16 protein-coding genes and 1 pseudogene are annotated in these 26,209 nt (G+C 61.0%); 2 read left to right on the forward strand and 15 right to left on the reverse strand.

Annotation, left to right across the window (positions count from 1 at the left end; all coding sequences use genetic code 11):
• Nucleotides 1-72: 72 nt before the first annotated feature.
• Nucleotides 73-510 (reverse strand): UTRA domain-containing protein, encoded by a 438-nt coding sequence (locus tag HJB89_RS04255; RefSeq protein ID WP_311044367.1) that lies wholly within the window; start codon nt 508-510, stop codon nt 73-75.
• Between the two features lie 25 nt (nt 511-535).
• On the opposite strand from HJB89_RS04255, the gene HJB89_RS04260 reads away from it, so the two are divergent.
• A complete protein-coding gene (locus HJB89_RS04260; RefSeq protein ID WP_259671588.1) occupies nt 536-1,843 on the forward strand; it encodes a DUF3604 domain-containing protein in 1,308 nt (435 codons plus the stop codon).
• A 253-nt stretch (nt 1,844-2,096) separates the two neighbouring features.
• Here the strand turns inward: HJB89_RS04260 and HJB89_RS04265 are convergent, their stop codons facing one another.
• The 3 genes from HJB89_RS04265 to HJB89_RS33090 all read right to left on the reverse strand — a co-directional run bounded on the left by HJB89_RS04265 (nt 2,097) and on the right by HJB89_RS33090 (nt 4,750).
• Nucleotides 2,097-2,957, reverse strand: coding sequence for a DUF6030 family protein (locus HJB89_RS04265; protein ID WP_405049008.1), 861 nt, complete (start codon nt 2,955-2,957; stop codon nt 2,097-2,099).
• Nucleotides 2,958-3,508: 551 nt separating this feature from the next.
• Entirely contained in the window at nt 3,509-4,144 is a 636-nt protein-coding gene (locus tag HJB89_RS33085) for a DUF4010 domain-containing protein (RefSeq protein ID WP_259671974.1), read from the reverse strand.
• Between the two features lie 12 nt (nt 4,145-4,156).
• Complete coding sequence (locus HJB89_RS33090) at nt 4,157-4,750, reverse strand: MgtC/SapB family protein (RefSeq protein ID WP_259671981.1); 594 nt, start codon at nt 4,748-4,750, stop codon at nt 4,157-4,159.
• Between the two features lie 214 nt (nt 4,751-4,964).
• On the opposite strand from HJB89_RS33090, the gene HJB89_RS04275 reads away from it, so the two are divergent.
• Nucleotides 4,965-5,786, forward strand: coding sequence for a universal stress protein (locus HJB89_RS04275; protein ID WP_221149047.1), 822 nt, complete (start codon nt 4,965-4,967; stop codon nt 5,784-5,786).
• Nucleotides 5,787-6,177: 391 nt separating this feature from the next.
• On the opposite strand, the gene HJB89_RS04280 is transcribed toward HJB89_RS04275, so the two are convergent.
• From HJB89_RS04280 to HJB89_RS04330, 11 genes and pseudogenes are all read right to left on the reverse strand, one after another.
• On the reverse strand, nt 6,178-7,494 hold the full coding sequence (locus tag HJB89_RS04280; RefSeq protein WP_221149054.1) for a HAMP domain-containing sensor histidine kinase: 1,317 nt from the start codon (nt 7,492-7,494) through the stop codon (nt 6,178-6,180).
• Nucleotides 7,491-8,168: a response regulator transcription factor gene (locus tag HJB89_RS04285; protein WP_207584415.1), complete on the reverse strand. Its 678-nt coding sequence runs from the start codon at nt 8,166-8,168 to the stop codon at nt 7,491-7,493. Before HJB89_RS04285 ends, HJB89_RS04280 begins: the two co-directional genes overlap by 4 nt.
• Nucleotides 8,165-8,730, reverse strand: a pseudogene (locus HJB89_RS04290) (cytochrome b/b6 domain-containing protein). The gene HJB89_RS04285 and the pseudogene HJB89_RS04290 overlap by 4 nt, the downstream one beginning before the upstream one ends.
• 2 nt (nt 8,731-8,732) lie before the next feature.
• The gene (locus HJB89_RS04295) at nt 8,733-8,999 is read right to left on the reverse strand and encodes a PepSY domain-containing protein (protein WP_207585179.1); all 267 of its coding nucleotides are present in this window, start codon (nt 8,997-8,999) and stop codon (nt 8,733-8,735) included.
• A 429-nt stretch (nt 9,000-9,428) separates the two neighbouring features.
• Nucleotides 9,429-10,886: an HlyD family type I secretion periplasmic adaptor subunit gene (locus HJB89_RS04300; RefSeq protein WP_221117635.1), complete on the reverse strand. Its 1,458-nt coding sequence runs from the start codon at nt 10,884-10,886 to the stop codon at nt 9,429-9,431.
• Nucleotides 10,883-13,027: a peptidase domain-containing ABC transporter gene (locus HJB89_RS04305; RefSeq protein WP_221117634.1), complete on the reverse strand. Its 2,145-nt coding sequence runs from the start codon at nt 13,025-13,027 to the stop codon at nt 10,883-10,885. The genes HJB89_RS04300 and HJB89_RS04305 overlap by 4 nt, the downstream gene beginning before the upstream one ends.
• 43 nt (nt 13,028-13,070) lie before the next feature.
• Nucleotides 13,071-13,379 carry a hypothetical protein gene (locus HJB89_RS04310; protein WP_207584412.1) on the reverse strand — a complete coding sequence of 103 codons (309 nt, stop codon included), beginning with the start codon at nt 13,377-13,379 and terminating at the stop codon, nt 13,071-13,073.
• Nucleotides 13,380-13,447: 68 nt separating this feature from the next.
• On the reverse strand, nt 13,448-14,680 hold the full coding sequence (locus HJB89_RS04315; RefSeq protein WP_207584411.1) for a GTP-binding protein: 1,233 nt from the start codon (nt 14,678-14,680) through the stop codon (nt 13,448-13,450).
• Between the two features lie 49 nt (nt 14,681-14,729).
• The gene (locus HJB89_RS04320; RefSeq protein WP_221149055.1) at nt 14,730-20,078 is read right to left on the reverse strand and encodes a DUF4082 domain-containing protein; all 5,349 of its coding nucleotides are present in this window, start codon (nt 20,076-20,078) and stop codon (nt 14,730-14,732) included.
• 225 nt (nt 20,079-20,303) lie between these two features.
• Nucleotides 20,304-21,488 (reverse strand): GTP-binding protein, encoded by a 1,185-nt coding sequence (locus HJB89_RS04325; protein ID WP_221149058.1) that lies wholly within the window; start codon nt 21,486-21,488, stop codon nt 20,304-20,306.
• A gap of 212 nt (nt 21,489-21,700) precedes the next feature.
• Nucleotides 21,701-26,206, reverse strand: a complete 4,506-nt coding sequence (locus HJB89_RS04330; protein WP_221149062.1) for a N,N-dimethylformamidase beta subunit family domain-containing protein — start codon at nt 26,204-26,206, stop codon at nt 21,701-21,703.
• Nucleotides 26,207-26,209 lie beyond the last annotated feature (3 nt).

The following is a 26,209-nucleotide window of genomic DNA, read 5'->3' on the forward strand; positions in this document are numbered from 1 at the left end:
ATGAAAGCGCACTGAACGCCTGAATTCCCGATCCGCGCTCGCAAGCGATCTTCGTTTCTTGAGGTGGTCGACTTAGACGGACATTCGATTACCGAGGAAAAATTTGTATCGCTCGGGTCGGATGAAGAATTCCGACCACTCGGCGCAGGCGCCATGATCGAAATATGAGGTTCGTTCAAGGACGAGCAAGACCGCATCTGCAGCAGTACCGATCAAGGACGATATTTGCGGCGGGACGGCGCGCGCGCCTATCGCGATCTCGGCGGAGGCAATATCGGCGCCTGCTTTCTCTTTAAGGAGGGCATAGGTCGGCCGTTGTTCGGCCGTTTCCAAAGTCAGCTCGGACATGACGGCGGGCAGGAGACTCCGACCCAAGGCAATGGGCTCGTCATCCACTATGTGAAGACGCTCCAACAGCGCGCATTTTGCTCCGAACAACGGGACAAACGCCGACGGTGTGTCAATCGCCGTCAGTGCGACGATCCGCATCGTGGCATCGAAACCCTGCACTTTCAGCGACTCGTGGGACGCTGCCGTGGAGACTATTCATAGCCTCAACGAGCCCGGACGCTTCGTCTGTTATCCGGGCACCGAATGGTGCGGCAACTCGGCAGCCGGCGGCGACCGCAACGTCGTCTTCCTTCGTGATGGCAAACCCTTCGATCAAGAGGGGCGGTCCCTTCGCTCTTTCGAATGGAATGAGACGACGGCCGGAACAATCCGACCCGGCATCTGGCCTGTAGAGCGGCTCCATACCGCCTATGAGGACGATCCAAAGGGCCATTTGCTGATCCCACATGTGGGCGGCCGGCGCTGCATTCTGGATTGGAACCATCCCGAGCTGGAGCGGCTGATCGAGATTGGGTCCGCCTGGGGACAATTCCATTGGCTCTACACCGAGGCGCTCGCGCGCGGATACAGGGTCGGAGCTTCCGCGGCGAGTGACGAGCACCAGGGCCGATGGGGTGGCGGCGCACCGGCAACCGGCACCTTCGGGTCGCGCGGCGGTCTGACCGGCGTCATCGCCGACCGCTTCGACCGTGCCGGCGTCGGCAGCGCACTCAGGGCACGGCGCACCTTCGCCACGACCGGTGAACGCAGTTTTGCTGTTCTGTCGCAAGGACGGCATTTCATGGGCGAGGTGTTCCATGCCGAACCCGAAAAGCCGCTGGCCTACCGCCTGCTCGGCCAGGTCGGCTGGGAAGAGGTTCCGCTTTATGACGGCGATCGCCTCGTGTGGAGCCGCGACCTGCATGTGGAGGCGGGTCTCAGCCAACGCAGCGTCCGGGTCCGTTTCGGCGGTGCGCGGATCAAGGACCGCTATCGGGCCGCCTATTGGAGCGGCGAGGTTGCTGTGATCGGCGCGGGGCTTCTTGATGCGCACGGAGTTGGCTTTGACCACCCTGAACAAAGCGTATGGCGTACCGGACTCGGCAAACTCCGCTTTAGAACGGCAACACATGGCGATGTCGACGGGATCGAGCTCAAGCTTTCCGACCTAAACGATGCTCACATCACGATTGCCGCGGACCTTCATGGTTACAGCAAGATCGGCGACCCGCTGCAGCCGCCACCGCATGTGCATGCCCCGGAAGCAAGACTAGAGGTAAATGGGAAGGATCTCCTTGCGAAGGGCTCGGTCACACTCGATCTACCAGGCGTCGAGCTGCGCCTTATCGTGGAAAGGGTGACAGACCAACCGCTACCGAGAGATCTTGCGGGTGAGATATTGCTGCGCGAACTGAAGCTCGATCCGGAACGCGAACATCCATTGTTCATCACGGCGCGCCAGCGTGACCAATCCCGAATTTGGACGTCTCCGTTGTTCTTGAAGCCTCGGTAGTTAATGCTCCTACAACAGGATGATTTTTGGCCGGATCGGCCTAAAATCTGAATCCTGTTCTACATCAAGGAGTTAGGCGCGACGATTGAGTCGCAGCTTGGGCGGCCCTTAGCCTGTCGAGTGTCGGCGGGTTGGGGCAACGGGAGGCGATTGATGCAGAAGGCGCCATGCCAACTCGGCAAAGAACGCAGCCGTTCCGCCGATAGTCGAAGACAGGAGGATCGACGGCGCCGATCTCAAAGGCCACCCGCCGTCATTGAGCGCAATTGGCTGATATGGGCGTGCCCAAGGGGTCCATCAGGATGAAATTCGCAGAAACGTTGCGCGGGTTTGTGGCCAGCCAGCGCTCTGTCGAAAAATACGCCTTAGTCCTCACCTGCGAAGCTGAAGTCGCCTTAAGGCCAAGAACAAAATCAAAATTGTTTCCGCTGCCGGCTTCGCGCGTGAAGCTGAGATAGGCCCCGAATCGTTCATATTCGACATTTCGAAGGTTTTGGATCGCCTCAAGAGTATCCTCGAAATCACGCCAGCATGCCTGCTTCACAATGATCGCGAAAAGGTGCAGGACGGCGGGGGCTAGACGCCCCTTCGCGTCTGTCGTCGGCTTAACGATCTTGGCGCGGATCTCAAGAATATCGCCGGTTTCATTGCCACGAACCTTGAGGAAGGTGGAGCTGAGGGGACGCACCTCGTCCCGTTCGTAGATGCGCTGAAAATAACATTCATAATTGCGATTGCGCATCGATGCGGCTTTCCATTCGCTCATCTCGATGCCGGCCTCCCGAAGAGCACCGCAAATAACCGGCCCCGAGACGCGCCACGTCCGCAGAAATTGACTTGCCAACTCCGGCTTCGGGACCTCGATCAGCCGCGGCGATATAGACATCGGCGGGAGAAGAGAGGGAGCCGCCGTATCAGGACGGACGGCTATGGGCGCCGATCGGGCAGCGTTATTGAGAGCTCGATTTTCGGAGAGCCCGACCGGATCTTCGACGCGGTGGATTTCACGGTAAAAAACAACGCCTGCAAGAAGCAAAACGGATATCAAAAGCACTGGCCAACGCAGCCAGCGGCGGTCGCTCCGCAATAGGAATTTCCAGTGCCAAAACGGGATGTCGCGAGGCGGATCGACTGCTGATAACACCTTATCCACGGCGCGACCTCACGAGAAAAATAGCAGCGGATGCGAGTTCGAACGCAATCAACCTCGATCCTGTTTGCGACCAACCGGCGTCGGTCGGCGCGTGAGCCAAAGCTCCTGCTGGCGACTCCTTCTGAGGTGGGCAACGGATGTGAACAACGGTACAGTCTGTCCGACTCACCTTCGACACCGCGAGTGTGAGGTCGCGTGTGTGGAGCGTCAAGCAGCAACCCCGGTGGACGGCGTTCGCCCCCAAAATTCGCGCGGAAGAACGCACCGGCGGCCCTCAAGAAAATCACATCAGCTAGAGCCTGTCTCGCAAAAGTGTGCTGCGGTTTTGCGTTAAAGACATGCGTAAAAACAAAGACCTAAAGCGTGACGAGCGAATCTGAAAGATCGCGACACGCTTTAGCGTCGCGACAACTGCGCAAGTCCTGAGTGGAGATGCTCAGCGTCGCATTTCTAACTGGCTGGCGGCGTCCCGTCTCTGATCCGTCGCGTCATCGCCACGTCCGCGCGAGCGATCATTGTGAATTCCAGATGAAAACAATGAAGCCGAAAGCGATCGCCATTGTCGTGGTGGCGGCGTAAAGCATGGTGAACCGGGCGGGACCGACGGATGCTGCCAGTATCACGCGGCCAATTGCGTTTGCAGCCATGGCGCCCAGTACCGCGTGGACGACGATGTCCGAAGCCTGGAGGTCGGTCCGGCGCAGCGCCGTCAACACTGCGACGTCGACGTCGAAGCTGCCAGAGATGATCGAGGCCAACAGGACCGCAGAATTTCCCAGGTATGCGACCAGGACTTCGCTCGCAGAAAGCGCCAGTACGTATATCGTCGCAAAAAGGAAAAGCGAGCGGACCTCGAAGGGGTTGCGGGCCGAGACGTCGACGGCGGCCCGCTTGTGTTCAGACCTCGTCAAGAACACGGCCATGCAGGCGAAAACCACTGCCGCGACCGTTGCCACAGGCGCTATCTTCGGCAAGACTGCGGGACCAACGATCAAGGTCAGCCCAGCCACGCGCAGGATAGACACCGTGGCCGCCAAACACGCGGCGCCGGCAAGTCTCCAAAATTCCGCTCCATCCTTGGCGGAACGAGCCAGCGTTAGCGTCACGGCCGTGGACGAGACCAAGGCGCCGGCGGCTGCGCCGATCAAAGTGCCCTTCCTCTAGCCGAATAGGCGTACGGTGATATAGCCTGCAAAAGAGATGGTCGCGGTCAAGACGGTGAAAAGCCATACTTCAAAGGGGTTCACCGTCAGTGCCCGACCTACATCGCGGTTTGGTAAAAGAGGAAGTATGACGGCCGTCATGACCGCAAGCATCAGAGCCGAGCGCAGCTCGACCCAAGTCAAACGCCTGAGGAAGGCGTGAAGAACGTCGCGGCTCGCCAGTATGGCTGCAAGGGCAGTGCCGCCCGCCGCCGCGGCGACGGGATCGCCATCGACTGCAAGAGCGCCGAGTCCGAAAACGCATAGCGCGGCAATGACCGAGGTGACGCTGTAGTCTTCGTCGTCCCAGGCCTCCCGCAGCTTGAAGAGTCCGAATACGGCGGCAAAACTCATGAAGCCGGAAGCCAGGAGCAGCGAGGACCCGGTCGCGTTGGCCAAGGCCGCAATTACACCTCCAAGCAACCCCGAGATGCCAAAGGTTCGGATGCCCCCGGTTCTGCTCCCTGCAGGAGAATCCCGCTCCCGCCAGCCACGTTCCAGCCCGACCAGGAGACCGATGGAAAGCGCTAATGCAAATCTTGCAACGACCATGGAATTCACAAGGGCCTCCCTATGTCAAAGTTGCTGCGAGTCAGTCGGCACGCGCAGTACCGCCCGGACTGGTTTGGCAGACATCGTCGTCTGCGGTCCGACGTCAGTTTGTCCGGGTTGCGCTCCGACCGGACACGGCGGTGCTTTGACGAAGCGCAATGCGAAGTTCGGCTCGGGATGCATCATGGCGGAGGTATAACCTCAGGAGGTCAGCATGAAACCACAATTCCATCTCCCTTTGTCAACTTATCCCGATGCAAGTTCCTTCACCATCGTTGGCAACGCGATCGACCTCGCCCGCCAGATTGGCGCCGACCTCCTCGCCAGTATCCCGCAGGTGCGGATCCCACCGATCCACCCGCCGTTTCCAACGGTGGTCGATGTAGACTCATGGCGGGGGCAAGCGGAAGGGTATAGCCGCGACAGTGGGGCCTCGCTTCGAAAATACATTGCCGACGCGGCCTCGGAGAGCGGCGTCGAGGTGCGAATTCATGGCTTCGACGCCAGGGAGCCGTTCGTCTTTGAGTGCTTCGCGAAAATCGCCAGGAGCCACGACCTGTCCATAGTGGAGGCATCGGAACTCTCTCGCCAGCTTTCGGAGACGCTGTTGCTCGAGAGCGGCCGTCCGTTGATTCTGTTTCCTGCCAGTAGCGTCTGTGGTCGCGTCGATACCGTTGCGATCGCCTGGGACGGCAGCGTGACCGCGGCACGAGCGATCTCCTGCGCCCGTATATTCGCCGAGCGGCTGACGAAGATGCAGGTCATCTCGGTGATCGACGACAAGCAGGTCGACGAAGCGAACCGTTCGCTCCTGATATCCTCGTTGAGGCACTCCGGGTTCGAGGTAGAAGACGTATCGATTCAGGCCGGCGGGCAGTCCCCGGCTGCCGCCCTTCAAGCGGCCGCGCTCGAACGGAATGCGGATCTCCTGGTGGCGGGCGGATTTGGCCACTCCCGGCTTCGCGAGTTTATCCTTGGCGGCGTCACTCGGGAACTCCTTTGCAATGCTGACATGCCGGTCCTTCTCGCGCACTAGAAGGCGCGAGGGGCGTGCCGATTCAGGCGGCGGGAGAGACCTCTGCTGCGGCGTTGAATTAGCAGCATTGGAACGGTGCCCAGAATGGATGCCAGGCGCTCCTGAGACGATGGCCTTCCGTGACCAAGATCAAAGACATCAACTTCGGCATCGCTGGCAGCAGACGCTTTTCGGGGGCGTGACCCGCAGCATGATCGAAAACGGTAGGACGCCGATATTCCTGTCGCATTGATTGGAACTCGCTTTAACAGATTACCTTTGACGGTCGCGCAAAGTTCATAGGCGTCATCATCGGCCAGGGCCATTTGATGGCCGTGGCCTTGTGCAGCAGGTCCTACAAACGGGCGCAGCTCGTCCGACGAATAAGTCAGCGAACACTTCGCGTAAACCTTCACCGAAGGTCCAGCTCAAAGATGTGTCCCGACGCGGATCTTGATTTCGAGAGCGACCCCTGATGTATCTCTGCGATGCGTTCGACAATCTTCAGCCCGATCCCGAGGCTATCTGATCTTCTCTCGTCCATCGTATTTTGCAGCGTCCCTTGAGGATACTGATCCTCGACCGCAATAGTGCCGCCACCGACACGAACGATTATAATGGTATGATTGGGAGTGTGCCGGACAGCATTCTCGATCAAATTGCGCAGCGCGTCTCTCAACAGCGTGGGGGCACCCTGCAGCCCAGCGGCTTGGACCTGACAAACGAACTCCAGCGAATGATTGTTTTCGTAGACCCACGGGGCGAGTTGGGTCACGATTGATGACGATAGCTCGACAAGGTCGATCTCCTCGAACATGCTGTGGTCAACGCTGTCGAGCCGCGCGAGAGCGGTGAGCTGGCCAACGAAACGGACGAGATCATCGACGTCGGCCTCCGCCTGCCTCGCACGAGGATGGTCGATATGCCCGAGTTCCAGCTTCAAAGCCGCAAGCGGCGTTCGGACTTCATGGGCGATCCCAGATGTCAGGATCTTTTGCGACTTCATTAGCTCGCCGACCCGCTTGAAGGCGCGGTTGACCGCGACCGCGAGATGCGCGACTTCCCGCGGCATTTCGTCGAAACCCAAATGCGAACGGGAATCCATTGGGTCGATGCGATCGGCCGCTTCTGCCGCGGCCCGCACCGGACGCAATGCCTGCCGGACGGACAACAAGGTTCCACCGAGGACGAGGATCAGGAGAATGCTCATCGGCACGATCAGGTGTTCTATCACCTCGTTCCAAAGGACATCGGACATGACGTCGGAAGGATCATCGATCGTTGCGATATCGACAAGGAAACGCTGATTTCCAATGAAAAATGCCCTGCCGCCAACAAGCGACAACGGCTTGCCGGGCGTCAAGGATCGCAACCAGAAATCCGGCGGGTTGACATCGGCCGGAAGGAAGCGCTCCTCGCAGGCGGCATCGCAAGACTCGAACAGGAGCGCGCCGCTTGCTTGACGAACACGGGCCACGTAGCCGGTGCTACCCTGACTGTAACGCTGCTGCACATTTTCAGGAATTCGGTATCGAACGCTTGCACCATCGACCACGATCCCAGATGCGAGCCGCTCCGTTTCCTGCTCGACGAACAGTCGAGAAAGCTCCCCTACATTCCAGTAGTAGTCCGAGAAGACGACGGCGAGCTGCAAGAGCATGGCCAGGATCGCGAAGAATGCAATTCGGCGCGCCAGAATGGCTCCGAGCGTCGGGCGGGATCGGCTCAATCGCGTACCTCGCGCATCATATAGCCAACCCCTCTGATTGTTTCGATCGATGAGTAGGTCCCATGACCTTCCAACTTCTTGCGCAAACGGGAGATTGCCAGCTCGACGGCGTTGCTACTTCTTTCAGCGCCAAATTCCGAGAACGTGTGCTCGATCCTTGATTTTGCGACCACCTTGCCACCGTTACGCATCAGAAGCTCGAGCAATCCTTTCTCCGATGGGGCAAGCGCAATCTCTGTGCCGGCGCACATTACCTGTCGTGAAGCGACATCGAATTGAATTGCTGCATATTCCAGCACTGGCATGGAAGTGAGGGGCGCCCGGCGCATGATTGCGCGTATCCGGGCAACCAGTTCGCCATTGTGAAACGGCTTGGCCAGATAGTCGTCGGCGCCTGCATCAAGCCCGACTATCCGCTCGTCGATCGCACCACGCGCCGTCAAAAGAAGCACCGGTGTCTGCATGCCAGCGGCCCGAAGAGACTTCAAGACGTCGATGCCATCTTCGTCAGGCAGACCGAGATCGAGGAGCAGGAGATCGTACTCGCCCTCACGGAGCGCAAGCCGGCCTTCCTGCGCTGTCCCGAAGGCGTCGATCTTCCAACCTTCGTCCCTGATCGCCTCGCAAAGAAGATCGCGAAGCCGGGCGCTGTCCTCGATGAGCAGAACTCTCATGCCTTCTTTCGACCTGTAACCATCGACCAGACGAGATTTTCCCGATGCCGCCAGCTTTCCAAAATAGCAGCGCCGCCATGGATGAAAGCAAGCACTATAATGCTGTTGGCAATCGTGCCGTGCAATCGCTCCAACCATTTTTCGCCCCAGAAGGCATCCAGTGTCGTCATGCAACCAGTCGTGGCAGTTGCCACAAGAAGCACGATCAGCAACAGCATCATCACAGATGCCAGGGGACTGTGGCCGAGATGGCGCTTCTCGTTCCGACCGACAATGCCACGGATTTGATCCATGACCTTACGCGGCGTCGGAAAGAAGTCGCTAAAGAGCGCGTGCTTCGTGCCAACGAAACCCCATTCAAGCGAATGCCGATCGCAGCGGCCACCACGTAGCCCGTAATGCGATGCCAGTATTTGCCCTCTTCCAAAATGAAAAGATTGAGGGTGCTGGCAACGACGATGGTCCAGTGGAATACCCGGACAACCGGATACCAGACCTTGACGCTTTTCGGAGCGACGTCGGAGGGCGATGCGCCCTCCTTCCTTAGCGAGATCACCGTCATCCTCATTCGCCCTTCTGGACAATATCACCGGATACCGGATTGAAATAGACCTCGGCTCGCTTGCCGTCCTTGTCCTTGCCGTAGATTTCATAGCAATTGCCAGTGATTTCAAATGTCTTCACCTTGTAGCCAAGCGTATCGACCTTGGCCTTCATGGCGTCTTCGGACATCCACTTTGATTTCGGCTCCTTGGTGCAACTTGGGCTAGCCGATGCCAATATCGGCGTGGCGGCGATGATTGCGACAGCGGCGATCAGTTTCAACATGATGTTTTTATCCTTTGAGTAACCCGTCCGGGCGACCTCCGATCAATAGAGGTCACTAGCTGTCGGTTTACTGTCAGGACTTTCGAAACGCTCTCGGGGATTGAGATCGGAATCATTTCGTCAATATGTGAAGGCCACATCGGGTACCGCTCATCCAAGTGCTTTCTTAGCCCTACGTCTGGCGTACACGAAGTCCGCAACCAGAATCACCCCGGCGACGGCAAATCCAGAATAGTCCCCTCTTTTCCCGCTGACCGGCTCCTTCGACGCGATATCGTCGGAAATCGTCTGGCCATACTGCGACGCGTGGTTCGTGACCGCGGTTTCGATGCATATGGTCTCCCTGGGGCGGGCGTGGGCATGAAGTCACCCGGATCGAGGACCTGCGAAGTCACTCGGGATCTCGTTCGGGGCGAACTGATCCATCGCGTCCTACGGTTCGCGTATTGCGTTATCGAGGCCACGCAGCAACGGATACAGAAAATAGGAGATCACCGTGCGGTTGCCGACCTTGATTTCCGTGGATACGGTCATGCCGGGAAGCAGCCGCACCGGCACATCTGCGGCATTCAGCCTTGTATCGGCAAGCAGTATCCGGGCCTTGAAGAAGGGGGCTGCCGGCTGGCCGGGGGTGGCGCTCTGTTCCTGTTGGCCGGTGAGGAACGTGTCCTGGCTGATGGTTCTCACCTCGCCCGAGGCGGTGCCGTATTTCTGGAAGGGATAGGCGTCGAGCTTGATACGCGCTTCCTTGCCGACGGCGACACGGCCGATGTCGCGGGTGTTGATCGAGACTTCGGCTTCGAGCGGCACGTTGATCGGCACCAGCGTCACCACCGGTTCGGCCTCGCGCACGACGGAGCCGACCGAGCGTTGCGCCAGGTCGAGCACGACGGCATCGGCGGGTGCGGTCAGCGCCACCATGTTGCGGCGCAGCTCCATCTTTTTCAGTTCCTCGTCAGCCATGTCGCGCTGGCCGCGCAGCTCCACCAGCTGCTCCATTGCAGCGCGGCGGAAATCCTCGATGAAGGCCTGGCGGTCGGCTCGGAGCTTGGCATACGAGTGGGCGGCCTCGTCGGCCCGGCCGCGGACGGCGGTCAGATCGGATTCGACGTCGAGGCGGGCGTCGCGGGAGCCGAGCAGCGTGATCAGCGAGCCGCTCTGTGTGTTATAAAGCCGCTCCCGCGCTGCCTCGATCTGCGAGAGCCCATCGCGCCTTTGGGTCAACACCGCTTCCTGGTTCTTGCTGGCGGTGAGCGACGCCGACTGGCCGGCGATTTGCTGCTCGAAATTCTGCAGCTGCGCCGCGTAGAAGGCCTGTCGCTGGCCGAAGAGCTGCGACTGCAGTATCTGGTCGGGCGTATCTCCCGCCATCTTCGTATAGTCGACGCCGGCAAGCTCGGCCTCGATGCGTCTCACCTGGGCGTCGAGTGCGGAGAATTTCGCCTGCTGCTGGTCGACATCGGCCTGGCTGAAAGTGGCATCGAGGGTCGCCAGCGTCTGCCCGGCATGCACCACCTCGCCGGCCTTCACCTCGATCGTGCGAATGATCGATGTTTCGAGCGGCTGGACGACGATGGTCGGCTGGGTGGTGACGAGCTTGCCGGGCGCAATCACCACCTCGTCGATGGAGGAAACCGAGGCCCAGATGATCGCTGAGGCAAGCAGCGCCGTCACGCAGTAGAGCGTCATGCGCGCCACCCGCGGCGGCGCGCGCTCCTCGAGCTCGACGGCATCGGACTGAAATTCCGCTATTGCCGGCGGCAGCGGCGGCCGGGCAGTCAGTTGCCTTCCCGTGTCTGAGGGGCCCTTGTCTGAGAGGCCTTGGCCTGTGGAGCCTTTGTCTGAAGGAACCGGCAGGTTTTCGCTGGATTTTCTGGCGTGCGCGTTCATGCGACCTGCCTCATTTGTTGGGACCACAGGTGGCGGTAGGTCATGCAGCGCGACACGAGCTGATCGTGCCGGCCGATATCGGCGACCTTGCCGCGATCGATGACGAGAATGGCATCGGCATCGACGAGCGTCGAAAGCCGGTGCGAGACGATGACCACGGTCCGGCCGGCGGCGATGCGGCTGAGGTTGTCGCGGATGATCGCCTCGCTGTCAGGGTCGAGCGCGCTCGTCGCCTCATCGAAGATCAACAGCTTCGGATCGGTGATCAGCGCGCGGGCAATCGCCAGGCGCTGCTTCTGGCCGCCCGACAGGTTGGCGGCGTTTTCTTCCAGCATGGTGTCGAAACCGCGCGGCAGACGCTCGATGAACTCCTCGGCGCCGGCGATGCGGGCGGCTTCCATGATCTCCTCGATGCTGGCATCGGGCTTGGCGGCGGCGATATTCTCGCGAACCGAGCCGCGAAACAGGAAACTATCCTGGAGCACCACGCCGATGCTGGTTCTTAAGTGCACCAGGTCGATCTCGCGGCTGTCATAGCCATCCATGCGCACGAGGCCTTCCTGGCTCTGATAAAGCCCCTGGATGAGCCTTGTGATCGTCGTCTTGCCCGACCCGCTCTTGCCGACCACGCCGAAGACGCAGCCCGCCGGAATGGCGAATGAGACATTGTCGAGCGCAGGCGCACTATCAGGCGCATAGCGGAAGGTGACCCTGTCGAATTCGATGCGGCCCTTCAGATGCGGCCGAACACCTCGCCCGCGGCCCGCCTGCTCCGGCCGCTGGTTCATGATCTCGCCGAGCATGCGCACGGAGAGCGCCACTTCCTGATATTCGTGCACCATGGTGACGATCTGCACCAGCGGTCCGGAGACCCGGCCGGCGAGCATGTTGAAGGCGACCAGCGCACCGATGGTCATCGAGCCGTTAAACACATCGAGCGCGCCGAGGCCGATGATCGCGACACTCATCAGCTTCTCCAGAAGCCCGGTCAGCGACTGGGCGATGGTCGAAATCTTGTCGACCCGGAAACGCACGGAGATCGACTGGGCCGAATAATCGTCCCACACCTTGCGCTGGCGCGGCTCCAGTGCCAGCGATTTGACGGTGCGCATGCCGTGCACGGTTTCCACCAGTAATGCCTGCCGGTCGCCTTCGGCCTGGTAAAGCGCCTGCAACCGGCGCTGGAACGGCCCGACGAGCATCATCACCACGAGGCCGACGAGCGCTGCGAAACCGAGCACCACAAGCGTCAGCTTGACGCTATAGAGAAGCAGGATCGGCACGAAGACGAAGAGCGAAACGCCGTCGAGAAGCGTCAGGAACAGGCGCCCCGTCAGGAATTCGCGGATGCGCCCCGTCTGCTGCATATGCTTGACGAGAACGCCGGCCGAGGCCTGCTCGAAAAGTGCGATCGGCAGGTTGAGCAGATGGCCGAAGGTGCGTGTCGCGACGCGGATGTCGATCCTGTTCGTCGCGTAGAGCAGCAGATAGCGGCGCAGGAAGCTGAAGGTCGCGTCGAAGACGAGCGCGATAGCAATACCGATAGTCAGAACCGTCAGCGTCGCATAGCTCTGGTGCACCAGCACCTTGTCGATGACAAGCTGGAAGAAGATCGGCGTCGTCAGGCCCAGCCCGTAGAGCACGAAGGCAGCGAGCGCGACATCGCGGAAGAAGCTACGCTGCTTGATGATCTCGGGCACGAACCAGCGAAATCCGAAGGGCCGGTCCTCGTCGGACATGCGATAGTTGCGCTTCAGTAGGATCACCGATCCGAGCCAGGCCTTGGCGAACTGCTCTTCGCTGAGCATCATCACTTCGGCGCGTGACGCGAGCGGGTCAAGAACGCGAATTCTCTCCTCCTCACCCTCCCCGACGGCGCCGGCGATGACCACCCAGTTGCCGTTCGTCAGTTCCGCGATCACCGGAAAGGCTTCGCCGAGCTGAAACAGGGATCGCCAGCCGAGCGTCAGATGCCGGGCTCTGAGGCCGGCATCCTTGGCCATGCGCAGCAGCTGCCGCACGGCAACGGGATCGTTGCCGACGGCATAGTCGTGCTGCAATCGCTCAGGCGCGAGATCGACGCCGTGATGACGCGCGACGAGCGCTAGACAGTGCAGGTTGGTATGCAGAAAACCACTCATGGCCCACCCGAAACAATACGAGACCCAGTCACTATTTGTTTTATCAGTTGAAGTTCGGCGAAGCGTTCGAAGCGCCGGGCTGTACCGACTGGATATCGGCAGCCGCCGCAGCTGACATATCGCCGATACGACGGACCGCGCCCGCCTCGACCAACCCGCCGAGCGCCTTTTGCATGAGGTCGACCGCATTGGCGAAGGCATCGACAGGCATGATGATGCGCTGACGGAAGACCGGCTTCGGGTTGTTGTTGGCGTCACGATCGGTTGCCGAAAGCGACATCAGGTCGATGCGCACGATCGTTCCGGTAATGGTGATTTCGCCGATGCCATCTGCATAAAGTTCGTCACTCATTGTTCTCTCCTCTGGTTGGTAATCAAAACGTCTTCACACTAGGCCGTCTTACGCCCATCATGACACTTCTAACTATTTGAATGTGCGAGGATATGTCCGTGCTGCCATGCCGGAAACGGATCGCGGAGGCCGACGGCGGTTTGCGGATCGAAACCCGTCTCCTCGCCGGTCAGGCAATCGCCGAGCGCAGCACGGATCGCTTCCTCGTCGAAGCCGGAACCGATGAAGACGAGCTCCTGGCGGCGATCGCCCCAGACATCGTCCCAATGCCGGTCGATGAGCTGGCGGAACTGCGGAAAGCGCGGCCATTGCACCCGCGGCACCGAGGCCCACCAGTACCCCCTGGTCTCGATGCGGCACTGGGTGCCGGCAATTGACAGAAGGCCGATCTCGTCCGGCCTCGTCGCCAGCCAGAAATGGCCCTTTGCGCGGATGAGGCCCGCCCATTTCCGGTCGAGGAAATCCTTGAGCCTCAGGGGATCGAAGGGCCGGCGACTGCGATAGACGAAGCTTGTTATGCCGTATTCCTCGGTCTCCGGCACATGATCGCCCCAACCGAAAAGTTCCTTGTGCCAGAGCGGATGGCGGGCGGCCTTCGCTTCGCTGAAGAGGCCGGTATCCAGGATCGCGCCAAGCGGCACCTGGCCAAAAACCGCCTCGACGACCTGGGCATCCGGATTGAGCGCCGCGACGACCCGGCGAACCTCGGCAAGGTCGGCGCACGGCACATCGCCTGCTTTGTTGATGATGACGACATCGGAAAATTCGATCTGCTCGACGAGCAGGTCCACGAGCTTGCGCTCATCGTCCCCGTCACGCCTTTCGCCGCGATCGGCAAGGAATTCGGCGCTCTGGTAATCGGTGAGAAGATTGACCGCATCGACGACGCAGACCATCGCGTCGAGACGCGCCACGTCGCAGAGGGCAGCCCCGCTCTCGTCGCGGAAGGAGAAGGTGGCTGCGACCGGCAGCGGCTCGGCAATGCCGGTTCCCTCGATCAGCAGATAGTCGAAACGGCCGGCGGCTGCGAGCCGGCGCACTTCGCTCAGAAGATCGTCGCGCAGGGTGCAGCAGATGCACCCGTTGGTAAGCTCTACCAGCGTCTCGTCGGTGCGCGAGAGGTCTGCACCGCCCTCGCGCACGAGATCCGCATCGATATTGACCTCGCTCATATCGTTGACGATGACAGCAACCCGGCGACCCTCCCGATTACTCAGGACATGATTGAGCACAGTCGTCTTGCCGGCGCCGAGAAACCCGGCGAGAACCGTTACGGGCAATCTGTTGTCTGCACTCATCATCGAAACTCTCACTCTTTACAGCATGCTTGGCCTTGCATCCTCGCGGGCTTTACGCCGCGAGCTGCGGTTTGAACGCTACATCCACATAGTAGTTCGTGCTGTTGTAGCTGGCTGTCGGGAACAACCCGCCCGCCCCGTAGGCATAGACGCCGTTGCTGCCGCCGGGCGCCTTGAGATCGCCGTTCGTCACATCGCTGGCAAAGTAATTGCCGGTCGCCGAGTAATTGCCGTTGCTCGAATAAGAAACGACATAGCTCGTATCCGCCTGGACCGCGATCTGCTGGGTGAGCTGCGCAGTCTGCCAGCCGCTGGCCGTCTCGTTGTTGAAGGTGACGCTGCCGAGCAGCGTGCCCGAGGCGGTCCAGAGATAGCCGCTATGCGGGCCGGTGTTGTCGGCCCCCTTGTAGAAGCGGACGCCGGTGATCCAGCCTGACGTATCGGCCTGGAATTTCATGCCGAGATTGATTTGCTGGTTGTCGTTGATGGAGACGATCGACGGCGTGGCACCGGCGGCAAAGAGGTTCTGCTCCGGCCCTCCCGTCTGGCCGCCGTTGATGGTGAGGGCAACCTGCGCCGACGCCGTGCCGCCCTTGCCGTCTGCTATCGCGTAGCTGAAGCTTGCCGGTCCCGAATAGCCTGCCGTCGGCGTGAAGGTCACCGTCTGGGCCTGGGCATCGTAGGCGACCGAGCCGTTGACCCCGCCGCTGACGCCGGTGATGACAAGCGGATCGCCATCGGCATCGGCGTCGTTTGCCAGGAGCACGGAGGCCTGGATGGTGATCGGCGTGCCGGTATTGGTCGAGAAGCCGCTGTCATTGGCGGCGACCGGAACCGCATTCTGCGCGCCGCCCTGCTGATAGAGCACGTCGACCCAATAATTGCTGGCATTGTAGGAAGCGGTCGGGAACAGGTTGCCCGAGCCATAGGCATAAAGGCCGTTGCCGCCGCTCGCCGCACTCGACGGCGCCGTCAGCGCACCGTTCGTATGATCCGTCGTGAAGTAGTTCGCCGTTGCGGAATAGAAGCCGTTCGAATGGTAGCTCGCCACATAGGTGGCGCCGGCCGTCACATTGATCGGCTGGATGAAGGAAACCGTCTGCCAGCCGCTCGCCGTCTCGTTGATGAAGGTCGCCTGAGCCAGAAGCTGGCCGCTCGCTGTCCAGAGCGAGCCGGCATGCGTGCCGGTATCCTGGGCGCTCCTGTAATAGGTGAGCCCGGTGATCTGGCCGCTGGCGGAAGCGATGAACTTGACGCCGAGTTCGACCGAGTTGGCGTCATTGGCAGCGGTAACGCCCGACGTGTCGGCGCCGGTGAACAGGCTTGCGGTCGTGCCGCCGCCAGGCTGCGAATTGACCGCGAGGCTCACAGTGGCCGACGACGTGCCGCCATATCCATCCGAGATCGAATAGGAGAAGCTTGCTGAACCCGTATAGCCAGAGTTCGGCGTGAAGATCACCGTTTTGGTCTGGCTGTTGAACGACACGGTTCCGTTGACCGCACCATTCGCGCCGGTGATGCTAAGCGGATCGCCATCGGCGTCATGGTCGTTTGCAAGCAGGCTGGCTGCGGCAATCGAAAGTGCGGTGTTGGAATAGGTCGTGTAGCCATTGTCATTGGCGGCGACCGGCACCGCATTGGTTGTCTGGTTGAAGACGACATCCACCCAGTAGTTCGACGACTGGTAGCTGGAAGTCGGGAAATCCGTGCCATTGCCGAAGACGCCGTTACTGCCGGCAAGCGCCGTCAGCGCGCCGTTGGTATGCGCTGAGGTGAAATAGTCTGATGTCGCCACATAGGAGCCTGTCGTGTGGTAGGAGGCGACATAGGTTGTGCCGGCTGCGATATGCACCGGCTTGGTGAATGTCGCGGTCTGCCAGCCGCTCACCGATCCGCTGTCGGCGAAAGTGACGGTCGCGACCAGCGTGCCGTCGGCCGTCCAGAGGGAGCCGGTATGGGCGCCGGTATCGCCGGCCGCCTTGTAGTAGCGGATGCCGGAAATCATGCCGCTGGACGAAGCGACGAACCTCATCCCGAGTTCCAGCGACTGACCGTCGTTGAAGCTTGCGCCCGTCGGCCCTTCGCTTGAGGTAAACAGTGCTTCCCCGGCAGGGCCCTGGTTTACGGTGAGGCTGACGTTGCCCTGATCCGTGCCGCCGCGCCCGTCCGACAGCGTATAGGTGAAGCTTGCAGGCCCCGAATAATTGTTGGTCGGCGTGAAGATGACGGCGCCGTTCTGCTTGTTGAGCGTCACCGTGCCGTTGACGGCATTGCCGACGGCCGAAATCGTCATCGCATCGCCATTCGGATCCGTATCGTTTCCGATGAGCGAGGCGATCGAGATGACGACGCTGTCGTTGCGGGTGATGGTCAGCCCCGTATCGTCGGTCACAACCGGGGCGCTGTTGGGCCCGGCATCGAAGACTACGTCGACCCAGTAATTGGTGCCGGTGCCGGGGCTTTGGCCGGGGAACGTGCCGGCAGTGGTGCCGTAGGCGAAGACGCCGCCGCCATCGACGGCCTTCACCGCGCCGCTGGCATAGGTGCCGCCGGTGAAATAATTGTTTGTCAGCGAGAAGAAACCGCCGCTGTGATAGGAGGCCACGTAGGTCGTGCCGGCGGCAATCTGGATCGGCGAAGAGAACATCACCGTCTGCCAGCCGGAGAGCGGTTCGTCGACGGACACGCCTGATGCCAGCAGCGTTCCGTTGGCGCTCCAGAGGCTGACGACATGGTCGCCGATATTGGAGAAGCCCTTGTAGAAGCGGATGCCCTCCACGGAGCCTGCTGTCGTCGTCTGGAAGCGCAGGCCGAGCTCGACGGAATCGCGATCGATCGCCACTTCGACCGCCGGCTTTTCCGCAAGCGTCCAGAGGCCTGTCGTTCCCGGCAAGGTGACGGTGACCTGCTTGCCGGCCGATGACGCCTCCATATTGACGCTGTCGTCGACGGCCCGTGACATGATCGTGTAGGTTCCGCTCGCCTGGACGACCCAGTTATAGCTCCAGCTCTCGCGGCCGGTGGCCTTGAACCAGTGCTGGCCGCCATCGGTCGAGACTTCCACGCCGGCAATGATGCCGCCGCCGAAATCCTGCGCCGTGCCCGTGATCGTCACATGTTGCCCTTCGAGGAAGCTTGCGCCGACGATCGGCGACGTGACCGACGAGGTGGGCTTCAGCGTGTCGGTCGATTGTGTCGCAAGGATCAGGCTCGCATCCAGCGTCGTCGGCTGAATGCCCATGTCCGCGAACATGTTGACCATCGCCTGTTGCACATTGCGATCGGTTGACGTCGCCGCGCCCTGATGGTTGTCACTCAGCCCCCAGGACCAGAAGACTGTGCCGGCGCCGAAGACCAGCGCGCCGCTTGCCGCCCGATACATGGTCAGGCTGTGGGTCGCCACCGCATCGCCGACCGTCGTGCCGTAATCGCGCAGATAGGTGCTTACCGAGACCGAGGAGAGTGACAGGTCGATCAGCCCATCCGGACGGAAGCCGTTCTCGACATCGGAATCCCATTCGTAGCCGAGCAGGTTCTGCACGAGATTGTAGCTCTCGCCCTGCTGCAGCTCAGCAACATCGGTGTTGCGCCAGAAGCGCAGGTTCGAATAGTCGTAGGGAATGGAGATCGTATCGGAGCGGTAGCTGTCCACCTGGAACATCGTGCCCGTCAGCGAATTCTCCGGCTCCTGTCCCGCATCGGCATAACGCGGATCGCGCCAGGTGCCGGTGCCGACATTGCTCGGATCCGTGCTCGTGCCCCAGGTTTCCTTGTAGCAGACCATGGTGCGGTAGGCCTGGCCGCTGCCGTCGATGCTGCTTTCCCAGCGGACCTTCCAGTAGCACTCGTTGCCGCTCCAGAAGGCGAGGTTGACGCCGGCATCGCGCGCCGCCTCGACATTGGCGCGCTGTTCGGCAGACCAGTATTCGTCATGCCCGACGGAGAGATAGGCGTCGTGGTTGAGCAGCAGGCTGCCGCTACGCGCTGCATCGACGCCCGAAATATAAGATACGTCATAGCCGTTCTGCTCCAGCCACGAGATGGCAGAGGATTCGGCGCCGAAGATGTAGTCGTGCGAACCGCCGATCGGGCTCGTATTGGTAATGATCGGTCTGTTATAGCTGACCGCCGAGGCCCGGCCGATGGCCTGCAGGCCGCAGCTGCAGTTCGGTGGCAGGTAGCCGATCATGCTTGCGGGATCGACGGGCACTTCGCCATAGTAGAGGCTGGCGCCGCCCCAGGCATTATAGGCCTGCCATGTCGTGTCGGACGTCTGGAAGACGATATTGCTGGTGGAGGCGTCGTCGCGCACAACGAAAGGAATGATGCTGGCGTCTGCGGTGCCGTCCTCGCGCACCAGCTTGGCGAAATAGACGCCGGAGACCGCGTCCGTCGGAATCTGCCAGCTCGCCGAGACCGACCAGTTGCCGCAGTCGATGAGGCCGAGTGACATATCGACGATCGGATGCGGCTGGATCTGCGCCGTGGTCAGCGATTGCTCGATCGAGTCGACCTTGCGCGCCCCGGCCCCGCCATAATAGCCCATGCGGTAGATATCGATGCGGTAATGGGTGGAATCGGTGGCGATCTTGAAATCGACCGTCTGGCCGATATTCGTGCTGATTTCGGTGGCGAAGCCCTGAATGGTGCCGCCGCCGTCACCCTCCAGACCCCACTCGCTGATCGGGTTGCCCTGCTTCAGGTTTTCGAGCGCGATCTTGTTGGGCGTCGCCGCAGCCGAAGCTGCCGGTATCGATGCCATCAGTGCCGTCGGGGCCGCGGTCGTCTCAGCAGAAACGTCCTGGCTCGGCTCCACCGAGATGGATGCTATCGAGGCCTGAAGGCGCAACGAAGCCGTGCCGAGACTGCTGGAAGAACTGACCGGCGCCGCCGTTTTGGCGCTGCCGGTATCGGCATCGCTGGTAACACCCGTAAGCGCGGGAGCAGCAGGCAGTGTCGCAGCCTCCTCGGCCGGATCCGGGCCAAGCACAGTGCGTTGCAATGTCGAGGAAGGCGTCTGGAAGACCGTCGCAGCCGACGCCGTCTTCGTGGACGTATCCTGCGCGCCGCCATCGGCAGCAGGCGCAGGCATCGCCGTCGACGACGCAGGGGACGATTGCATGTCGCCTGATGATATCAGGAAAGATGTGACCGTGCCGGTGAAGGAGGATTGGACGGTTGCGCTGCCCTGATTGGCAAAGCTTAGGGAGCCATCGGTACTTCTCGACGATACGACCGTCGCGGATGCAAGTACTGCGCTCCAGGCGGAGGATGCACGAAAGATACTCAACGCTCCACCAAATGTACTCAGGTACTCACGATTACTCACATGAATTCTCCGCATCAGCGGCGTCCCCTTCCGCATCGGCCGGCTCTTCGCCCGCTGTAGCATGACGTTCATTCTGGCACCTTTGCTAAGGGAACGTACGACAGCAATCCGGGGTATGAGGGAGGTACCCCCCTACGCCCATAGGATGATCCTCACCGCACGCCGGCCGACAAGCTTCAAAGCTGCCCACCGTTCTGCCAAGTGGCCGACGCTGGTTGAAAGGAATTCTGATTCCGTATCATTCTGCTGGTCCGGCTGGTCGAGGTGGTCAACTCGAGCGTTGTCCTGCGCCCCGTGCTACCAGGCCGGAAACGGATCTTCGAGGGTGGCCCAGCCGCGCGGATCGGCGCTGGCGAGGCATCCGTCCAGCGCGGTCCGTACACCTGTCTCGTCCATACCAACGCCGATAAAAACCAATTCCTGCCGGCGGTCGCCCCAAGCGCTGTCCCACCGGCTCTCAAGGTGCTGACGAAACTGCTGATGGCCTGGCCAATCCTGCCGGGGCACGGCTGCCCACCAAAGCCCCATGGGCTCGCAGCGCCGTTGCACGCCAGCGGCCGACATCAGGCCAACGTGACGCGGGCGCGTGGCAAGCCAGAAATGGCCTTTGGCGCGGATCACCCCCGGCCACGGCTCGTCCAGGAATGCTCGAAACCGCTTGGGGTCGAAGGGGCGCCTCGTGCGATAGACAAAGCTCGAGACCCCGTACTCCTCCGTCTCCGGAACATGCTTATCAGGGCTGTACAGTTCCTTGTGCCACAACGGGTGCGCTGCCGCCTTTGCTTCATCAAAGAGGCCCGTATTGAGGAGGGTTGCGAGCGAAACCTCACCGAAATCCGTCTCCACCTGGCGTGCGTCCGGGTTGAGTGCAGAAATGATCTTGCGAACTTCCGCGCGGATCCCTTCGGTCGCCTCCGAGATCTTGTTGATCACGACGACATCGGCAAACTCGATCTGATCCACCAGCAGATCGATGAGTGTGCGCCGGTCCTCACCGTCGCGCTGCAGGCCGCGGTCGGCAAGCAGATCGGCACTGCTGTAGTCGGCTAACAGGTTTGCAGCGTCGACCACGGTGACCATTGTGTCGAGCCTGGCAAAATCGGCGAGCGAGACGCCGTTCTCGTCGCGGAAGGAAAAGGTTGCCGCGATGGGGAGCGGCTCGGCAATGCCGGTACCTTCTATCAACAGATAGTCGTATCGCCGGTCTTCGGCCAGCCGTCGTACTTCCGTCAGGAGATCGTTGCGCAGGGTGCAGCATATGCAGCCATTGCTGAGCTCGATCAATGTCTCCGTCGTATGCGACAGGTTGCAGCCGCCGTCTCGAATGAGACTGGCGTCTATGTTCACTTCGCTCATATCGTTGACGATGACGGCGACCCGCAGGCCCTGACGGTTATTCAGGACGTGGCTGAGGAGCGTCGTCTTACCAGCGCCGAGGAAGCCGGCCAGCACGGTTACCGGGAGCCGCTCGATCCTGTTCATCGGCATTCCTCGAATGTGGGGTCGGAGCGCCTCTCGCCGCGACCAGCATTTGCGTCGTATCAGAGCATGATGCCGAAAAGTGTGAGCGGTTTTCTTATGACATCATGCTCTAACTCTTTAAATTAGAACAGGATTCAGATTTTAGGCCAACCGGGCCTAAAATCATCCTGTTCTACCCTCATTCGAAATCGGTCCGTAACCTTGTCCTTTCTTCACCCGGCGAGCTGCGGCCGGAAGACAACGTCGGCATAGTAATTCGATGAATCGAAGGAGTTGGTCGGGAAGAGACCTGTGGTGGCGGAGCCGCCATACGCATAGACACCGTTGCCACCGGCGACCGCGCTTGTTTGGGCCGTCAACGGACCGTTGGTGACGGCAGTGGCGAAGAAGGCATCCGTTGCCACGTAGCCTCCGGTGGTGTGGTAGGACGCGACATAGTTGGTATTGGCGGCGATGGTAACGGGCGTTGTGAAGTTCACCGTCTGCCAACCGCTCCCTGTGGTGCTGGCGAAGGTGGCGGTGGCGAGCTTGGTGCCCGTCGTGGTCCACAGGTCGACGACGTTCTGGCCGTTGTCGTTGGCGCTGCGATAGAACTTGATGCCGGTAACGTCACCGGCAACGTTCGACTGGAACTTGACGCCAAGCTCGAGCTGCTGACCATCGTTGAGGTTCGTCTGGGTCGGCGTGCTGGAGGCGGAGAACAGGCTGTAGGTCGTTGCCGTCGCCGACACGGCGACATTGAAGCTCTCGTTGGCGGCAAGGCCGCCAAGATCTGTCGCCGTCACCTTGACGCCATAGGTGCCCGATGCCGTCGGTGTGCCGGAAAAAGTCCGCGTCGTGGCATTGAAGCTCAGCCAGGCGGGCAGCGCCGTGCCATCGGCAGCCGTTGCCGAGTAGGTCAGCGTCTCGCCGCTGTCGACATCGGTGAAGGTCGTCGTCGGCAGCACGAAGGAGAAGGCCGAGCCCACGGTCGCATTCTGGGCGACGGTCTGGACGGCCAGCACCGGCGCATCGTTGGCGCCATGGATGGTGACGGTAAGACTTGCCGTGGCCGTCGCGCCGGCGGTATCGCGCATCGTATAGCTGAAGACATCGCTCAGCGTGTTGGTCGACTGGCGCAGCCCCTGGACGGCGGTATTGCTCTCGTTGACGGCATAACTATAGGCGCCCGATGCACTGAGCACGAGACTGCCATAGGTGCCGCTCAGTGCCGTGCCGAGCGTGCCTGATGTCGCACCAAAGATCACTGCCGTGACGGTCTTGGTGTCACCGGCATCCGGATCGGTGTCGTTGGTCAGCACGTTGCCGCTCGCAACCACGCCGCCAGAACCGTTGGCCACCCCGCCCTTCTCGGTCGCATTACCCACATCGGCAACTGCCGTCGGTGTCGTGTTCGAGCTCGGCGTCGTGAACATCACATCGACCCAATAGTTCGTCGACTGGAAGGTGCTCGTCGGATACAGGCTGGCGCTGCCATAGGTGTATACGCCGTTGCCGCTGGCTGGCGCCGTCAGCGGTCCGCTCGTCACATTGGCGATGAAGTAGTCGGTGGTTGTCGAGTAATTGCCGGTATTGGTGTGATAGGATGCCGTGTAGGTCTGCCCGGGCGTCAGGCTCACTGGGCTGGTAAAATAGGCAGTCTGCCAGCCGCTGGCGGTCTCGTTTGTGAAGGTGAGGGTCGCAACCCGCGTACCCGTGCTCGACCACAGTGAGCCTGTATGCGTACCGGTGTCCAGGCTGCCCTTGTAGAAACGAATACCGGTGACGGTGCCTGCCACGGAGGTCTGGAATTTGACACCGAGCTCGACGGCTGACGTATCGTCGGTATTGACGACCGCCGGCGTCGCCGCGCCAAAGAGAGAGGTAAAACTTGCCCCGGTCACGGTGACCGTGCGTCCTGTCGAGGGTGTTTCAAGGTTGATGTTATCGTCGACGGCCCGCGACCGAATCGTGTAGCTGCCCGCGACCTGCGGCGACCAAGTATAAGTCCAGTTCTCATCGCCTGTCGCCGGATGCCAGCTCGCGCCATTGTCGGTCGAAACCTCGACACTGGCGATGACACCGCCGCCCGTATCGGTGGCGGTACCTGTAATCGTGACTGTGGAGCCAACCGTCGCCGCTGACGGCCCCGTGATAACGGAAGTCGGTGCAACATGGTCCGTAGAACCGGTTGCGGCGGCGAGCCCGGATTGCAGTGTCCCAGGCTGAATACCCATGTCGGCCAGCAAATTCACCATTGCCTGCTGCACGCGGGGATCGGTTGCGGTCGCCTCGTTATCGTGATTGTCGCTCAGGCCCCATGTCCAGTAGACTGTGCCGGCCCCGAACACCAGTGCACCGCTCGGCGCACGATAGAGCGTCAGATTGTGGGTCGCGGTCGCATTGCCGGTCGTGTTTCCGTAGTCGAGCAAGTAAGAGCTGACCGGAAGCGTCGTCGACGACAGCTTGACGAGGCCGGCCGGATCGAAGCCGTTATCAGGCGCTTCGTCCCATTCGTAACCAAGATAGTTTTTGGTGAGCGTTGCCGTCTGGCCAGGCTGGAGATTGGCGACGCTCGTATTGCGCCAGAAGCGCAGATTGGCGTCGTCATATCCGACCGTGATCGCGCCGAGATTGCTACCGACATCGTCGACCTTGAATAATTGACCCGTTAGCGAGTTCTCAGGATTGCCGCCGCCGATAGCAGGTGGGCTGAGGCGTGGGTCGCGGAAGGTGCCGGTCCATTGGTCGGAAGGGTCGAGGCTGGTACCGGGCGGTCCCCATGTCTCCTTGTAGGAGATCAGGGTGCGATAAGGCGTTCCGTCGGCGCTGTAGGCATTGCCCCAACGCGTGCGCCAGTAGACCTCGTTACCGCTCCAGAACATCAGATTGACGCCCGCATCGCGTGCGGCTTCGACATTGGTCCTCTGCTGTCCCGACCAGTATTCGTCGTGCCCGGCATCGATATAAGTCTTGTGATTGAGCAACAGGCTGCCATAACGGTCGGCGTCGACACCCGACATGTACGAAACATCGTAGCCGTTCTGCTCCAGCCAGGAGATGCCCGCATATTCGGCGCCGAACAGGTAATCCTGCGGACCGGCATAGGTGCCGACGCCGCCGCGGGTCGCAATCGGCCTGTTGTAGCTGACCGCATAGGCACGACCCGCCCCCTGCCCCGTCGCCGGACCGTTGCCGCCGTAGAAGTTTGCACCACCCCAGCCGTTGTATGCCTGCCAGGTCTCGTCGGCGGTCTGGAAAACGATGTCGCTGTGGCTGGCATCGTCGCGCACGATGAACGGGATCTGATTTTCGCCGGAGGTGCCATCCTGGCGCACGAGCTTGGCGATATAGACGCCCGAGACGGCATCATCAGGTACCGCCCACGAGGCGGAGACTGCCCAGTTGCCGGCATCGACCGTGCCGGTCGTAGCATTGCGCAACGGATTGGGCTGGGTCTGCAATCCGGTGTGCTGCATGGTCGCAACCTTGCGCGCGCCCATGCCGCCATAATAGCCGAGCCGGTATATATCGATCCGGTAGTTGGTGGAATTGGTGTTGATCTTGAAGCTGACGGTCTTGCCGTTGTCGACGCTGATGTCAGTCGCAAACCCCTCGATGTTGGTGCTGCCGGCACCGTCGATGCCCCACTCGCTTTCCGGATTACCCTGCTTCTGGTTTTCCAGCACGATCGCGTTGCTGGCCGTCGCCGCAGCGGCCGCCAGATTTTGCGTCGTCAACGAGCGCTGCGCAGAAGGTTGAGGCGGCGTCGTCACCGAGCCGGAAAGGACGCCGACACCTTTCGTGGTGGTGCCCTTTCCGGTCTCTCCGCCGCCTGGCAATGATCCGTTCAGGGCCGTTGATTCTGTCCAATTTGCGGTTCCGCGCCAGCCCGAGAGAGGAGACAGGCTACGATCGAGAAGCGGGTCGCTGACCGAGGCTCCGATGGCCTTCTTGATCGACTCCACATAGTCCGGTCCTTCGGTCAGCCTTGTTCCCGGCAACTGACCATCTTGCTGAAGCAAGGCGCCGCCATGGGCCCAATCGAGAATCCGTGTGGGGGACGTATAGTAGCCGCACCCGCACACACCAAAGGGCATGCCAAACGCCAGCGCATTTGCTCCAGCATGCTGCCCGGTCGTCTGCGCCGTTGGCGTCGATTCCAGAATGACGACTTTGCCCGAGTGTGCACGCTCGCTAGCGACGGTGGCAGAACCGTGGCTCGACGCTGTCGGTGAAGGGCTTTGCGGCAGATACGGCGCCAAAGGATCGTCGCCTATGAGGTTCATCCCAGCGTAGGTGCGTAAAAGGGGTGATGCCGCCCCGAATGCAACTCCGTTCGCGTTCCCCTCGAAATGGGCAAAATCCGGCATATGAACTGACAATACGGACGCGGCTCTATCACCGCTTCGCTCTCCGATTTCGCGATTGATTGCGAAAGCGTCAGGCAAGGGCGGCGCTACGAGGCTGTCGTCGGCCCGACCGTCAGCGTCGCCGTTCACGCCCGCGCTCTGCCCAACCTCATGCTCGTTGAGCGCCGCGTCCTTATGGGGATCGCCGACGAGGGGGGCCTGCTTGTTTCCATCCGCCGTTTGCACCTCTGCCGCGAGTTGAGCATCGTCCCCGTGCTTTCCGGCAGGCTTGCGCGGCCTTTCCTTTCCGCCGACAGTCAACCATCGGGGAACCAACGAATCCAGCAGGAGTGAGCGCGAAGTCCACCGGCGAGCGTTGCGATACATGGC

The organism is Rhizobium sp. NZLR8, from assembly GCF_019685025.1.
Taxonomy (GTDB): Bacteria; Pseudomonadota; Alphaproteobacteria; order Rhizobiales; family Rhizobiaceae; genus Rhizobium.